We start from the raw sequence: 13,510 nt of genomic DNA, 5'->3' as shown, positions 1-13,510 counted from the left end.
TATGCCATGAGATGAGCGGCTGGCATTAGCGCTTCGAAGCGTCTGCGGGCTCACCGTCGGGCATCCCGGTCCTGTCACGGAACGACGCCGTTGCGACCAGGGAAATCGCCGCCGCCCCCATGATGAGGAAGGCGGGGCTGAGGTCGTTCCCCGTTCGGTGGATCAGCCAGGTCGCCGCGAGCGGCGCGAGCCCACCCAGGATGCCTGCCGGGAGATTGAAACCCAGTGCCACCGCCGTGCAGCGGATCGGGGCGGGCGTCGCTTCCACCATGAAGGCCGGTTCGATGCCGAAGACGGTGCCGATGATCAGAACGAAGCCCAGTTCGCCGACGAGGACCAGGATGGGATCGGCGTGGTGCATGAGCCAGAACAGCGGTACTGCGCCCACCAGGGCCGCCGCCATCCCGGCGAGGAGCAGCTTCCGCCGGCCGATCCGGTCGCTCAACCAGCCTGCGCAAAGGTAGATCGGGAGACCCGCAGCCATCGCAATCGAACTGAAGCCCAGCGCGCGCACCGGCGAGACGCCATCGACCAGCTGCAGCCAGCTCACCAGGTAGAGGAAGATGATGAAAAACGTCACGGTGCCCAGCGAACCCATGCACGCCAGGCGCGCCACCAGCCAGAGATGGTGGTTGAACACCTCCCGCACGGGGGTTGCCACGATACCGGTGTCCCGGGGCGGCTCGGGCACGCCCCGGCGCAGCCAGAGGCCCATCAACCCGACCGGAAGACCGAGCAGGAACGGCAGCCTCCAGCCCCAGTGCTGCAGAACCTCCGGCGGCATCACGGCGGTGAGGAGCACGCCGGATACAGATCCGAGGAGGAGGCCGGCCGCGTTGCCGCCGGTCGCCATCGCGCCGGCCAAGCCACGCCTGCGCGCGCCCGCGTGCTCGATCATGAAGATGAAGGCGGTCGGGCACTCGCCACCGAGCGACAGGCCTTGCACCATGCGTAGAGCCGTCAGGAGCAGGGGAGCCGCCAAGCCCAGGGTCTCGTAGCCGGGCAGGATACCGACGAGGAAGGTCGAGAAGGCCATCGCCGTCATCGAGACGGTGAGCGCGGCGCGCCGGCCGTAGCGGTCGCCGATGCTGCCCGACAGAAGGCTCCCCAGCGGCCGCATAAGGCAGCCGATCGCGAAGACGCCGAAGGTGGAGAGCAACTGCGCCACCGGATCCTGGTGCGGGAAGAAGGTCTGGCCGATGGTGATCGCGAAATAGCCGTAGATCGCGAAATCGAACCACTCGAGGACGTTGCCGATGGCGCCGGCGCCGATGATGCGGGTCTTCTCGGAAAACATCGTCGGCCTCTGCTTGACGGGGCGTCAGTTGCCCTTCTTCTCGATGTTCCAGAATACCGGAATTGGACTCGTCACGACACCGCTCAGACGGTCCGAACGCGTCGCGGTCGGCAGCGTGTACTGGCCGAGCGGAACGTGGGTGCCATAGGTGATGGCGCGCGCCTGCAGCTCCGCGGCGATCTTCTTGCGGCTGTCGAGATCGGGTGCTCGCGCGAAGGCGTCGCGCAGCCGCTCCACTTCGGCGTCGCAGGGCCAGCCGAAGTTGGCCTTGTCGCACGAGGCGGTGAGCATGCTGTTGGTCAGCGGGTTCATCATGTCGACCGAGAGCCAGGCCGTCATGAATCCGTTCCAGCCGCCATCCTGCGGCGGCGTCTTGCGCAGGCGGCGCGCCACGATGGCCTGGAAGTCGAGCGGCACCATCTGGACCTTGAAGCCGCCCTTCTCCAGCAGGTCCTTGGCGATCGGACCGGCATTGGTCAGCACGGCGATGTCGGTGGTGTGCAGCATCACGATCGGCGTGCCGTCGTAGCCTGCCTCCTTGAGCAATTCCCTCGACTTGGCGAAGTTGCCGCGCACCAGCCCGTCCATGCCGGCGTTCGACTCGAGTGGCGTGCCGCAGACGAACATGGCGTCGCAGGTCTGGTAATACTTGTCGTCGCCGATCACGCCCTGGAGGAAGGCCTTCTGGTCGAAGGCGTATTCGGCGGCGCGCCGGACCTTCTCGTTGTCGAAGGGCGGGACGACGGTGTTCCAGCGGAAGACGTACTGCGCGCCGATCTTGTTGTAGACCTCCAGCCTGATGTTCCTGTCGGCCAGCAGCAGCGGCTTCAGGTCGTGCGGCGGCGCCTCGATATAGTCGATCTCGCCGGCCAGCAGCGCGTTCACCGCAGTCTGATGGTCGGGAATGGCCAGCCATTCGACTCGGTCGACCTTGGCGACCTTGCCGCCGGCCAGGCCCGACGCGGGCTCGGCGCGCGGCTTGTAGTCGGGGTTCTTCACATAGACGGTCTTGTCGCCGGGCTTCCACTCGTCGGCCTTGAAGATGAACGGCCCGGAGCCGATGAATTCGGAAATCTGCTTGGCGGGATCGGTGTCGGCGATGCGCTTGGGCATCATCAGCGGGGTCGAGCCGCCGGGCTTGGCCAGCGAATCGATCAGCAGCCCGTAGGGTTCCTTCAGCACGATCCTGAACGTCTTGTCGCTCACCGGCTCGAACGAGGAGACGAAGCCCAGCATCTTCACGCCCGTCGAATCGCGAGCGCCCCAACGCTTCAGCGAGGCGATGCAATCCTCGGGCGTGACCGGCTTGCCGTCATGCCACTTCAGCCCGTCGCGCAGCGTGAAGGTGTAGGTGAGCTTGTCGTCGCTCAGGGTCCAAGTGTCGACCATCTGGGGCTGCGCCTGCAGCTTCTCGTCCATCGCGAACAGCGTGTCCCACACCATGTAGCCGTGGTTGCGCACGATGTTGGCGGTCGTCCAGACCGGGTCGAGGACCTTGAGGTCCGAATGCATCACCGCCTTGATGGTCTTCGTCTGGGCGAAAGCGGGCGAGGTGAGGAGAAAGGCGGCGGCAGAGCCGGCCGCGAGCAGATCGCGAAGGCGCATCGGTTCAGGCCTGCCAGCGGGAGGTGGCGCGCTCGCCCGGCGCGATCTCGGCCTCGGAGGGCGCGGCCACCTTCGACATGTGGCCGTAGCGCTGGGCGGCGAACCACAGCGCATAGTCGCCGAACTTGATCGGCGGATACTTGGCCGGCGTCTCGGCCGATTGGCAGGACGGCAGGCACTCGATCATCGTGTCGTGGTCGGGATCGCAGAAGAACGGGATGGCGTAGCGCAGCTGTCCCGAGACGTTGCGCACCCGGTGCGGCGTCGACAGGAAGCGCTCGTTGCTCCAGCGATGGAGGATGTCGCCACCGTTGACGACGAAGGCGTCCTCGATGCCGGGCGCATCCATCCAGCGCCCGTCGGGCAGCAGGATCGACAGGCCCTGCACCTTGTTGGGCGGCAGCAGCGTCATGAACCCCGAGTCGGTGTGCGGCACCAGGCTCTCGACGCTCTCGTCGGTGCCGTCGATCTGCGGATAGCGCGACATGCGCAGGATCATGTGCGGCTTGGCGAAGCTCGCGTCGAAGAAGGTTTCCGGCAGGTCGAGCGCCAGCGCGTAGAGCTTCACCAGCTTCTGGCAGAGCTTCTCGAGCGTGGCGATGTATTCGAGCGCGGTCTCGCGAAAGCCGGGCAGGTCGGCCGGCCACTTGTTCGGCGCATGGAAGCGGCGGCCCGAGATCACGTCCGGGTCGTTGGAGTCGCGCTCGCGGCGCAGGAAATAGGCCTCGTTCTGGCTGGGTTTCTTGCCCTGCGCGGCCGCGTTGGGCGGCGCCTTCTGGGCGATCGGCATGTAGCCGATATTGTGCTCGTCGACCTTGACCGCGAGCTTGGCCTCCATCGGCTGGGCGTGGAAGCGGGCCGCCGCTTCGTAGGTGGCGTCGATCAGTTTCTGCGGCACGCCGTGACCCGCCAGATAGTAGAAGCCGACATTCTCGAAGGCGTAGCGCAGCTCGGCCGCGGCCTTCTCCGCCGCGCCGGGAGCGCCCGCGAGATAGGCCGAGACATCGATCAGCGGAATCTCGCCGCCGATCAGCGGCGGGGCGACGGGTTGCCCGGTCACGGGCTGGACGGTTGGCTGCATCGACGACCTCCGAATACGCTACACACAGACGCTATCACGCGGGCTGCAAGCCCTGCAAAAAGCAAGCCGTATGCATTTCGCAGGAGTGCTAGAATTCTGCAGGCCGCCCGTTCCTGCGGTCCCAGGAAAGGTCGATTTCGTGCAGCCCATCTGGATCTCGCTCGCGGCTTGCGGGGTCATGCTCCTCGGCGCGGTCATCGGTGCAGTGCTGCGCCGCTTGTTGCCGGACCATCATCTCGACGACCATGCCCGGGACATCGTTCGACTGGGGGCCGGCCTGGTGGGCACGATCGCGGCGTTGGTCCTCGGCCTCCTGATCAACTCGGCGAGCAGCAGCTACGAGGCCCAGCGCGGCGAAGTCCGCCAGATTGCCGCCAACCTCATCCTGCTCGACGCGGTGCTCGATCAATACGGCCCGGAAGCGAAGCCGATCCGCGTGATGCTGAGGGAAACCGTCGGCCAGATGATCGACCGGATCTGGGGTGACCCGGAGGCGAGGGATAGTGCCGGGCTGTATGGCAGCGGCACGCTGGCGTCGAGGCTCTATGCAGCCCTTCACGCCCTGCCCATCGGAACCCCTGCGAAATCGGCTCTCGTGGGGGAGGCCCTGCAGCTGGCGGTCTCGACGTCGCAGGCCAGGCTCGCCCTATACGAACAGTCGAGGTCCGGGTTGCCGGTGCCGACCCTCATCGTCCTGATTTTCTGGCTCACCGTGCTGTTCGCCAGCTATTGCCTGTTCTCGCCGGTCAATCCGACATCGGCCGTGGCGCTCGCGCTGGTGGCCCTTTCGGCGTCGGCGGCCCTGTTCCTGATCCTCGAGATGGTCCAGCCGTTCTCCGGCTTCATGCAAATCTCCAGCGAGTCGATCCGCGCCGCCCTGCCGCCGCTCGCGCCTTGAGGTCGGCCGCGGGGCCTCAGCGTTCCGATTGCCTCAAGGCGCGCCGGATGAGCTCGGGAGTCGACGTCGCGCCCAGTTTCAGCATCGCGCGGGCGCGATGGATCTCGACGGTGCGGTGGCTGATACCCAGCGTCCGCGCGATGGACTTGTTGGCGGCGCCTTCGAGCACCTGGACCAGGACCTCCGTCTCGCGTCGTGTAAGCGTTTCGAGGGCGGGCTGCGGGAGTCGCCGCAGCAGTTCAGCGCCGGTATAGGTCGTGGCCTGCAGATCGAGCGGCTTGCCGGCGATCTCCGACAGACGCAGGCGCGCGGTACTCCCGATGATGCGGCAGGCGGTGACGACCGGCTTGCCGCTGGTGCGCGCGACCTGCCGGGCCATCTCGCCGGTATAACCGACCGAGTTCATCACGATCAGGTCGGCGCCGGAGACTCGGTCGATGGCCTGCGTGAGGTCGGAACTCTGGCTGCTGCCGATGGTCGCCAGCGAGCTCTTCAGCATGGTGCCATAGTCGCTTTCGCTGGCGGCCGACTGCTGGCTTGCCAGCGGGAATATGATGCCGATCCGAGAGTTGCTGGCGACCAGCGCGGATATCCAGGCATCGAGCGCGTCCTGGCCGTGGATGAGCGGGGTCCGCGTCGATAGCCGCGCCCGCATGCCGGTCATCGCCAGGATGAGAAGATCGTAATCGCGACCATCGAGCGCTGCGACCAGTGTCTCGGTGCGGCTCGTCACGAAGCCGGCTTCCAGGATGACGTGCCGGCCGTCACGGAGCTGCGTCAGGTAGCTCAGCTCGTCGCCGCGCGGCGCCATGCGCGCGATCGTCGACTCCGGGTCGTCGTCGAGGGCGCCGAACTCTTCGTACTCGGCATCGCCAAGCAGGGGGGCTATCTCCTGCATCACGTCAGGCCGCGGCGCGTGGCCCATCGTGATCACGGCAATGCGCGGCGTGCGCCTGGTCCCCAACTGCGTTCTCCCCATACGTGTTCGCACGTATTGATGACTGACTGCTCGATCCATAGACATGCCTGAATACGGGGCAGGATGTCATGCGGACTGGAACCCTTGACGCGACGAGACACGCTGCGTCGATGGTCCCGATCTTGCAAGGTCTCGCTCCGGCGGACCTCGTCTGACCCGACAAGAGCGAACGCGCCCGAAGAATTGGCCCATGCCCCTGACCGACATCACTCTCGACGACATCGAATCGCTGGCCGTCGGCGCCTGGGTGCTGGGCACCGGCGGCGGCGGCAGCCCCTATCTCGGCCTGCTCAACATGCGCGCCCTCTACAAGGAGGGCCATCGCGTCCAGCTCATGCCGGCGTCGGAACTGGCCGACGACGACTGGGTCGCCGCGGTTTCCAACATGGGCGCACCGCTGGTCGGGCAGGAACGCCTCACCGACAGCCGCACCATCGCCCGCGCCGTCGACCTGATGGAGCGGCACACGCGCCATCGTTTCCGTGGGATCATGGCGCTCGAGATCGGCGGCGGCAATTCGATCCAACCCCTGATGGCGGCGGCTCACCTGAAGCGCCCGGTGATCGACGCCGACATGATGGGCCGGGCGTACCCCGAGGCGCAGATGACGTCGGTCGCGGTCGGCGATCTCGAGCCCTGTCCGCTGACGACCGTCGACGTGCGCGGCCTGGAGTCGGTCGTGGAGAAGGTGCCGACCTGGAAGTGGATGGAGCGGGTGAGCCGCAAGATCTGCGTCGAGTATGGCTCCATCGCCTCGACCTGCAAGGCGCCGCGCACTGGCGCCGAGGTGAAGAAGTGGGGCATCCAGGGCACGACGACCAAGGCGATCGCCATCGGTCATGCCGTGCGCGAAGCCCAGCGCCGGCATGAGGATCCGATCGCGGCGATCCTTTCGGTCGAGCCGGGCAAGGTTCTCTACAAGGGCAAGGTCATGGACGTGGAGCGGCGGGCCACCGAAGGCTTCCTGCGCGGCCGCACCCGCTTCGACGGCATGGACGAATGGCGCGGCTCGGCCATGGAGATCAACTTCCAGAACGAATGGATCGTGGCCTGGCTCGACGGCAAGCCCATCGCCATGTCGCCCGACCTGATCTGCGTTCTGGATTCCGTCTCCGGCGAGGCGGTCGGCACCGAGACCATCCGCTACGGCCAGCGCGTCACTGTGATCGCGCTGCCGCCGCCGCCGGTCTTCCTCAGCGCCAAGGGCCTGCAGCATGTGGGACCCAGGGCCTTCAGCTACGACATCGAGTTCAAGAGCGTCTTCGGGTGAGCCGGCGGGACATCACCGAGGACGATATCGAATCGCTCGCGGTCGGCGCCTGGATCCTGGGCACCGGCGGCGGCGGCAATCCGTACCTGTCGCTGCTCAACATGCGGGTGCTCTATCGCGAGGGGCGCCGGGTTCAGCTCATGCCGGCCTCGGACCTGGGAGACGACGACTGGGTCGGCGTCATCGCCAACATGGGCGCGCCGCTCGTCGGCATCGAGCGGCTGACCGATCACGAGACGATCGCGCGCGCGGCGCGGTTGATGGAAGAGTATACCGGACGCCGGTTCGATGCCGTGATGGGCATGGAGATCGGCGGCGGCAACGGCGTGCGGCCGCTCATGGTCGCCGCCCATCTCGGTGTGCCGGTCGTCGATTCGGACACGATGGGCCGGGCCTATCCCGAGGCGCAGATGACGTCGGTGGCCGTCGGTGGCCTCAAGCCCTGTCCGCTGACGGCGGTCGACGTGCGCGGCCTCGAATCGATCGTCGATACTGTGCCGTCGTGGAAGTGGGCGGAGCGGATCGTGCGCAAGATCTGCGTCGAATACGGCTCCACGGCGCCGACCTGCCAGCCGCCGCGCACCGGCGCCGAGGTCAAGAAGTGGGGCATTCACGGCACCACGACCAAGGCGATCGCGATCGGCCGCGCCGTTCGCGAGGCGCAGCGGAGGCACGACGATCCGGTGGCGGCCATTCTATCGGTCGAGCCGGGACGCCTTCTCTACAAGGGCAAGATCGTCGACGTGGAGCGGCGCACGACGGAGGGCTTCCTTCGCGGCGTCGCCCGCCTCGAAGGCATGGACGAGTGGCGCGGATCGGCGCTTCGCATCAATTTCCAGAACGAGTGGATCGTAGCCTCGCAGGATGGCGAGGCGCTCGCCATGACGCCGGACCTCATCTGTGTCCTGGACGCGGTGTCCGGCGAGGCGGTCGGCACGGAAACGGTGCGTTACGGCCAGCGGGTCACCGTGATCGCATTGCCCGGTCCCGACATCTTTCTCACACCCGAGGGGCTGGCGCATGTCGGTCCGCGGGCTTTTGGCTATGATCTCGACTTCAGGAGCGTGTTCGCGTCATGAGACGAATCGGTATCGATGTCGGCGGCACCAACACCGACGCCGTCCTCATTGAAGAGGGCAGGGTGTCCGGTGCGGTGAAGGCGCCGACCAGCCAGGATGTGACGACGGGCATCCTCGACTCGCTGAAGAAGCTGGCCGCGACCGGTGTGCTGAAGGGCGGCGACGGCAAGCCGAAGAAGGTCGACGGCGTGATGATCGGCACCACGCATTTCATCAATGCCGTGGTGCAGCGCCGGCATCTCACCAAGGTGGCCGCGCTGCGGCTCGGCCTGCCGTCGGGCGCCTCCCTGCCGCCGTTCTGCGATTGGCCCGAGGATCTGGGCGAACTGGTGCGCGGCGGGGTCTGGATGGTCGAGGGCGGCCACGAATATGACGGACGCCCGTTCATGCCGCTGGACGAGGCCGCCGTCCTGAAGGCGGCCCACGAGATGAAGGCGGCGGGCCTGCGCGCGGTCGGCATCTCGTCGGTCTTCTCGCCGCTCGATCCCAGCCACGAGAAGCGCGCGGCCGAGCTGGTGGCCTCCGTGATCCCGGAGGCGGCCATAACCTGTTCGTCCGACCTGGGCCGCATCGGCCTGCTCGAGCGCGAAAACGCCGGCCTGCTCAATGCCGCTCTCGCCGACCTGTCGCGCGATACGATCGCCGCCTTCGAGAAGGCGATCCGCGATTCCGGCATCGACGCGCCGCTGTTCATCACCCAGAACGACGGCACCGTGGCGGAAGCGAGCCAGGCGCGGCGCCTGCCGGTCTACAGCTTTGCCTCGGGCGCCACGAACTCGATGCGCGGCGCGGCCTATCTCTCCGGCCTCAGCGACGCGATGGTGATCGATGTCGGCGGCACCACGACCGACGTGGGCCAGCTCAAGGTCGGTTTCCCGCGCGAGGCCAATTCCGTGGTCAAGGTCGGTGGCGTGCGCACGCTGTTCCGTATGCCCGACCTGCTGTCGATCGGCCTGGGCGGCGGCAGCCACGTGGTGCTCGATCCGCTTTCCATCGGTCCGGTCTCGGTGGGCTATCGGCTGCTGACCGACGCCATCGTCTTTGGCGGCACGCAGCTCACCACCACCGACGTGGCGGTGGCGGCCGGCGTGCTCGATCTCGGGGACAGGACGAAGGTGGCGCATCTCGATGCCGCGACCTGCGCCCGGGTCTTCTCCGAGGCAGCGCGCCTCGCGGAGGAAGCGGTCGACCGCATGAAGACCGAGGCGGGCGACGTGCCCCTGATTGCCGTCGGCGGCGGGGCCTTCCTGATCCCCGAGAAGATGGCGGGCGTCTCGCAGGTCATCCATGTCGAGCATGGCGACTGTGCCAATGCCGTGGGCGCCGCCATCGCCCAGGTCTCGGGCGAATGCGACCAGATCTTCAAGGACATGACCCGGGTCGAGGCGATCGAAGCGGCGCAGCAGATCGCCAACGACCGCGCCGTCGCCGCCGGTGCCGACCGGGCGACCCTGCACACGATCGAGAGCGAGGACATGCCGCTCGCCTACCTGCCCGGCAACTCGGTGCGCGTCCGCGTCCGGGTCGTGGGCGACGTCGCCGCCACCGCGTGACCGTGACGGCATGACAACCGCCGCCCGCCCGTCGCCGATCGCCTGGCTGATCGCCCCGGCCGCGCTGCTGTTCGTCCTGTTCTTCGTGCTGCCGTTCGCGGTGATGACGGCGATGTCGTTCTATTCCGGCAATCCCGTCACCAACCCGAACGCCTTCCTGACGACGCGTCACTACGAGCGCTTCATCTTCGACACGGCCGGCATCTTCCACGAGGCCCTGTGGTCGACCCTGCGCATCGGCCTGATCACGACGATCGTCTCGCTGCTGATCGGCTATCCGCTCGCCCACTGGATGGCGCGCATGCAGTCGCGGCTGGGGCATGCGCTGGTGCTGATGGCGGTGATCGCGCCGATGCTGACCGGCATCGTCGTGCGCACCTTCGCCTGGATGACGATCCTGCAGGACAAGGGCGTCATCAACACGACCCTGATGCAGTGGGGCCTGATCGAGAAGCCGCTGCCGCTGATGTACAACGAGTTCGGCACCATCGTGGCTCTGGTCCATATCTACGTGCCGTTCATGGTCCTGACCCTGACCGGCGTGATCGGCCGCATCGACGAGCGGCTGGAGCAGGCGGCGCGCAGCCTGGGCGCCGGCCGCCTGCGCGCCTTCATCGAGGTGACCCTGCCGCTCAGCCTGCCCGGCATTCTCGCGGGGTCGCTGCTGGTCTTCGCGCTGTCGATCAGCGCCTATGTCACGCCCTCGCTGATGGGGGGCACCGACGTGCTCACCTTGCCCATGCTGATCGCCCAGCAGGTCGGCACCAGCTTCAACCCGAACTTTGCGGGCGCGCTCGGCGTGATCCTGCTGCTGGTCTCGCTGGCCATCGTCGTTGCCTACAACCGCATCCTGGCGCGGCTGGCGGGCGGACAGGGGATGGCATGAGCGCCCCTCCCAACCGCCGGCCGTTCGACCTGGGCCGCGCCGCCTATCTCACGCTCAACGCGTTTCTGCTGGCGTTCCTGCTGCTGCCCATCGCCATCGTTTTGGTGTTCGCGCTCAATCCCACGCCGTACATCTCCTTCCCGCCGGTCGGCGTCAGCCTGCGCTGGTTCGAGAAGTTCTTCGGCAGCTCGGAGTTCATGAACGCGCTCTGGCTGTCACTGTGGGTGGCGTCCGTGGTCCTGGTGCTGTCGATCGTGATCGGCGCCGCCTGCGCGCTCGCCCTGGCGCGGGGCAACCTGCCGGGTCGCGCCGTCCTGACGGCCTTCTTCATGTCGCCGCTGATGGTGCCGGCGATCCTGACGGGCCTCGCCCTTTTCCAGGCCTATCTCCTGTCGGGGATCGGCCGGCCGGTCTGGGGGCTCATCGCGGCTCATACGCTCGTTGCGGTGCCCTATGTCATCCGCACGACCTTGGCCGTCCTGCACAATTTCGACCGCCGCATCGAGGAAGCCGCCGCCGTGCTGGGCGCCAGCCCGACGCGGGTCTTCTTCGAGGTCACCCTGCCGCTGATCCGGCCGGGTGTGTTCGCCGGCGGCGTCTTCGCCTTCATCGTGTCGTTCGACCAGTTCCCGGTCTCGCTGTTCCTCGTGGTGCCCAAGGGCGAGACCCTGCCGGTGGTGCTGTTCAACTACATGAAATTCGACCTCGACGGCGCCATTGCGGCGGCCTCGATGGTCTCGATCTTGCTCGCATTGTCGGTGGTTCTGGTGCTGGAAAGGCTGATCGGCCTGAAGGCGTACGTTAAGCTGTGATGGGAACGAACAGGGGGTTGCCATGATTTCACGTCGCAAAGCGTTGCGTGCCGGTGCGGGTCTCGCGGCCCTGGCCACGGTGGGGGCGCCGTCGATCCTTCATGCCCAGACCAAGACGCTCAAGATCACGACCTGGGGCGGCAAGTGGGGCGAAGTGATGAAGGCCACGGTGTTGCCGGCCTTCGAGAAGGAATTCAAGTGCACGGTGTCGGCCGACCAGGCCTTCCCGTTCCTGCCCAAGCTGCAGGTCAGTTCGAAGAACGACCCGATCTACGACGTGCTGCACGCCAACTCGAACGAGCAGTGGAACGCCGTCGTCGAGGGGCTGGTGATGGACAAGATCACGGCCAAGGAAGTGCCCAACATCGCCGACGTCTATCCCTATGCGGTGAGCGACAAGATCGTGGGTGTCACGATCTTCACCAGCGCCATCGGGCTGGGCTATCGCACCGACAAGGGCCTCGCCAAGCCGACCTCGTGGAAGGACCTCGCCGATCCCAAGCTGGCCGGTTCGCGCGGCGGCTATCTGATCCCGGTGAACAGCCTCGGCCAGGCGCACCTGATGATGCTGGGCAAGGTCTACGGCAAGGGCCTCACCGACCTCGATGCCGCCTACAAGGCGCTCGAGGCGCTGAAGCCGATCAAGCTGGTGGATTTCACCGGCCAGATGGAAAAGATGCTGCTGTCGGGCGAGGTGTCGATGGGCGTCATCCACGATTCGGGTGTCTATCGCTACGAAGGCCCGAACATGCAGCCGGTCGATTTCGCCAGCCCCTCCGAGGGCGTGCTGGCGCTGGAGCAGGTGCTGAACGTCACGCCGGGCTCGAAGGTCAAGGAACTGGCCTTCGCCTATATCGACTACATGCTGCGCCCCGACGTGCAGAAGCTGCTGGCCGAGGCCGTCTGGTACTCGCCGGCCAACAAGAAGGTGAAGCTCGACGCCAAGTACGACGCCAAGCTCCTCACCACGCCCGAGAAGGTCGCGGCGCTGATCCAGCCCGACTGGAAATGGTACAACGCGCGCCGCGAAGACATCGACGCCCGCGTCACCAAGATCCTGAAGGGCTAATGACCTCCGCCGCCATCAAGCTCGATCAGGTAACGAAGACGTTCGACGGCCGCGTCATGGCCGTCGATTCCGTCACGCTCGATATCGCCGCCGGCGAGTTCTTCTCCCTGCTGGGGCCGTCGGGCTGCGGCAAGACGACGAGCCTGCGCATGATCGCGGGCTTCGAGCATCCCGATTCGGGACGCGTCCATGTTGGCGGCAAGGATATCACCGACCTGCCGGTGCACCGGCGCGACATGGGGATGGTATTCCAGTCCTATGCGCTGTTCCCGCACCGGACGGTGGCCGAGAACGTGGCCTTCGGCCTGCGCATGCGCGAGGTGCCGAAGCCGGAGATCGAGCGGCGGGTCGCGGCGGCGCTGGCTCAGGTCGCGCTGACCGGCTTCGAGACGCGCAAACCCGGCCAGCTCTCCGGCGGACAGCAGCAGCGGGTGGCACTGGCGCGCGCGCTGGTCGTCGAACCGCCGGTGCTGCTCTGCGACGAGCCGCTGGGCGCGCTCGATCGCAAGCTGCGCCAGCAGATGCAGTTCGAACTCAAGGAGCTGCAGAAGCGCCTGGGCGTCACCCTGGTCTTCGTGACCCACGACCAGGAGGAGGCGCTGGCCATGAGCGACCGCATCGCCGTGATGAACGGCGGCAAGGTCGAGCAGGTCGGCACGCCGACCGAAATCTACGAGCGGCCGAGGACGCGGTTCGTCGCCGACTTCATCGGCGAGATCAACATCCTGGACGAGGGCGGCCGACTCCGCGCGCTACGCCCCGAGAAGATCAGGCTCGTGGCCGCCGAGGGCGCGCGCCTCTCGGGCACGGTCGAGACCTCGAACTATCTCGGCGGATCGACCTTGCTGCGCGTCCAGCCCACCACCGGCCCATCGATGCTGGTGCGTGAGACGCATGCCGGCGAGCGGGCGTCGCGGGGGCCGGGCGATCCGGTGGGGCTCACCTGGAACGACAGCGACACCGTCGCGCTGGAGAGATGAC

The 13,510-nt window shown here is 66.9% G+C and carries 12 protein-coding genes; 8 read left to right on the top strand and 4 right to left on the bottom strand.

The features are described from left to right. Positions 1 to 25: 25 nt before the first annotated feature. The 3 genes from ACO07K_RS14930 to ACO07K_RS14920 are packed head-to-tail and all read right to left on the bottom strand — an operon-like array spanning position 26 to position 3,983. Positions 26 to 1,297, bottom strand: a complete 1,272-nt coding sequence (locus ACO07K_RS14930; RefSeq protein ID WP_422029086.1) for an MFS transporter — start codon at positions 1,295 to 1,297, stop codon at positions 26 to 28. Positions 1,298 to 1,321: 24 nt separating this feature from the next. Then, positions 1,322 to 2,902 carry an ABC transporter substrate-binding protein gene (locus ACO07K_RS14925; RefSeq protein ID WP_422029084.1) on the bottom strand — a complete coding sequence of 527 codons (1,581 nt, stop codon included), beginning with the start codon at positions 2,900 to 2,902 and terminating at the stop codon, positions 1,322 to 1,324. A gap of 4 nt (positions 2,903 to 2,906) precedes the next feature. Further along, a complete protein-coding gene (locus tag ACO07K_RS14920) occupies positions 2,907 to 3,983 on the bottom strand; it encodes an isopenicillin N synthase family dioxygenase (RefSeq protein ID WP_422029082.1) in 1,077 nt (358 codons plus the stop codon). A gap of 139 nt (positions 3,984 to 4,122) precedes the next feature. Between ACO07K_RS14920 and ACO07K_RS14915 the strand changes: the two genes are divergently transcribed. Continuing rightward, the gene (locus ACO07K_RS14915; protein ID WP_422029080.1) at positions 4,123 to 4,881 is read left to right on the top strand and encodes a hypothetical protein; all 759 of its coding nucleotides are present in this window, start codon (positions 4,123 to 4,125) and stop codon (positions 4,879 to 4,881) included. 16 nt (positions 4,882 to 4,897) lie between these two features. Here the strand turns inward: ACO07K_RS14915 and ACO07K_RS14910 are convergent, their stop codons facing one another. Further along, the gene (locus ACO07K_RS14910) at positions 4,898 to 5,845 is read right to left on the bottom strand and encodes an AroM family protein (RefSeq protein WP_422029078.1); all 948 of its coding nucleotides are present in this window, start codon (positions 5,843 to 5,845) and stop codon (positions 4,898 to 4,900) included. A 205-nt stretch (positions 5,846 to 6,050) separates the two neighbouring features. Between ACO07K_RS14910 and ACO07K_RS14905 the strand changes: the two genes are divergently transcribed. From ACO07K_RS14905 to ACO07K_RS14875, 7 genes are read left to right on the top strand one after another with little or no spacing between them, the layout of a single operon-like run. After that, positions 6,051 to 7,130, top strand: a complete 1,080-nt coding sequence (locus ACO07K_RS14905) for a DUF917 domain-containing protein (RefSeq protein ID WP_422029076.1) — start codon at positions 6,051 to 6,053, stop codon at positions 7,128 to 7,130. Then, a complete protein-coding gene (locus ACO07K_RS14900) occupies positions 7,127 to 8,209 on the top strand; it encodes a DUF917 domain-containing protein (RefSeq protein WP_422029074.1) in 1,083 nt (360 codons plus the stop codon). Before ACO07K_RS14905 ends, ACO07K_RS14900 begins: the two co-directional genes overlap by 4 nt. Next, complete coding sequence (locus ACO07K_RS14895) at positions 8,206 to 9,762, top strand: hydantoinase/oxoprolinase N-terminal domain-containing protein (protein ID WP_422029072.1); 1,557 nt, start codon at positions 8,206 to 8,208, stop codon at positions 9,760 to 9,762. Before ACO07K_RS14900 ends, ACO07K_RS14895 begins: the two co-directional genes overlap by 4 nt. Before the next feature lie 10 nt (positions 9,763 to 9,772). After that, positions 9,773 to 10,648 (top strand): ABC transporter permease, encoded by an 876-nt coding sequence (locus ACO07K_RS14890; RefSeq protein ID WP_422029070.1) that lies wholly within the window; start codon positions 9,773 to 9,775, stop codon positions 10,646 to 10,648. Beyond that, positions 10,645 to 11,460: an ABC transporter permease gene (locus tag ACO07K_RS14885; protein WP_422029068.1), complete on the top strand. Its 816-nt coding sequence runs from the start codon at positions 10,645 to 10,647 to the stop codon at positions 11,458 to 11,460. Before ACO07K_RS14890 ends, ACO07K_RS14885 begins: the two co-directional genes overlap by 4 nt. Positions 11,461 to 11,482: 22 nt before the next feature. Beyond that, complete coding sequence (locus ACO07K_RS14880; protein ID WP_422029066.1) at positions 11,483 to 12,529, top strand: extracellular solute-binding protein; 1,047 nt, start codon at positions 11,483 to 11,485, stop codon at positions 12,527 to 12,529. After that, positions 12,529 to 13,509, top strand: a complete 981-nt coding sequence (locus tag ACO07K_RS14875; RefSeq protein WP_422029064.1) for an ABC transporter ATP-binding protein — start codon at positions 12,529 to 12,531, stop codon at positions 13,507 to 13,509. The genes ACO07K_RS14880 and ACO07K_RS14875 overlap by 1 nt, the downstream gene beginning before the upstream one ends. The last annotated feature ends 1 nt before the right edge of the window (position 13,510 follow it).

The sequence above is a fragment of the Reyranella sp. genome, from assembly GCF_965228225.1.
Taxonomy (GTDB): domain Bacteria; phylum Pseudomonadota; class Alphaproteobacteria; order Reyranellales; family Reyranellaceae; genus Reyranella.
The sequence above is the reverse complement of the archived record's forward strand: the minus strand, read 5'-3'. Positions and strand labels throughout refer to the sequence as shown.

Excerpts from the sequence above, each read along its gene's own strand:
- ACO07K_RS14930 (WP_422029086.1), bottom strand. The coding sequence starts at position 1,297 with ATGTTTTCCGAGAAGACCCGCATCATCGGCGCCGGCGCCATCGGCAAC.
- ACO07K_RS14925 (WP_422029084.1), bottom strand. The coding sequence starts at position 2,902 with ATGCGCCTTCGCGATCTGCTCGCGGCCGGCTCTGCCGCCGCCTTTCTC.
- ACO07K_RS14920 (WP_422029082.1), bottom strand. The coding sequence starts at position 3,983 with ATGCAGCCAACCGTCCAGCCCGTGACCGGGCAACCCGTCGCCCCGCCG.
- ACO07K_RS14905 (WP_422029076.1), top strand. The coding sequence starts at position 6,051 with ATGCCCCTGACCGACATCACTCTCGACGACATCGAATCGCTGGCCGTC.
- ACO07K_RS14895 (WP_422029072.1), top strand. The coding sequence starts at position 8,206 with ATGAGACGAATCGGTATCGATGTCGGCGGCACCAACACCGACGCCGTC.
- ACO07K_RS14890 (WP_422029070.1), top strand. The coding sequence starts at position 9,773 with ATGACAACCGCCGCCCGCCCGTCGCCGATCGCCTGGCTGATCGCCCCG.
- ACO07K_RS14885 (WP_422029068.1), top strand. The coding sequence starts at position 10,645 with ATGAGCGCCCCTCCCAACCGCCGGCCGTTCGACCTGGGCCGCGCCGCC.
- ACO07K_RS14880 (WP_422029066.1), top strand. The coding sequence starts at position 11,483 with ATGATTTCACGTCGCAAAGCGTTGCGTGCCGGTGCGGGTCTCGCGGCC.
- ACO07K_RS14875 (WP_422029064.1), top strand. The coding sequence starts at position 12,529 with ATGACCTCCGCCGCCATCAAGCTCGATCAGGTAACGAAGACGTTCGAC.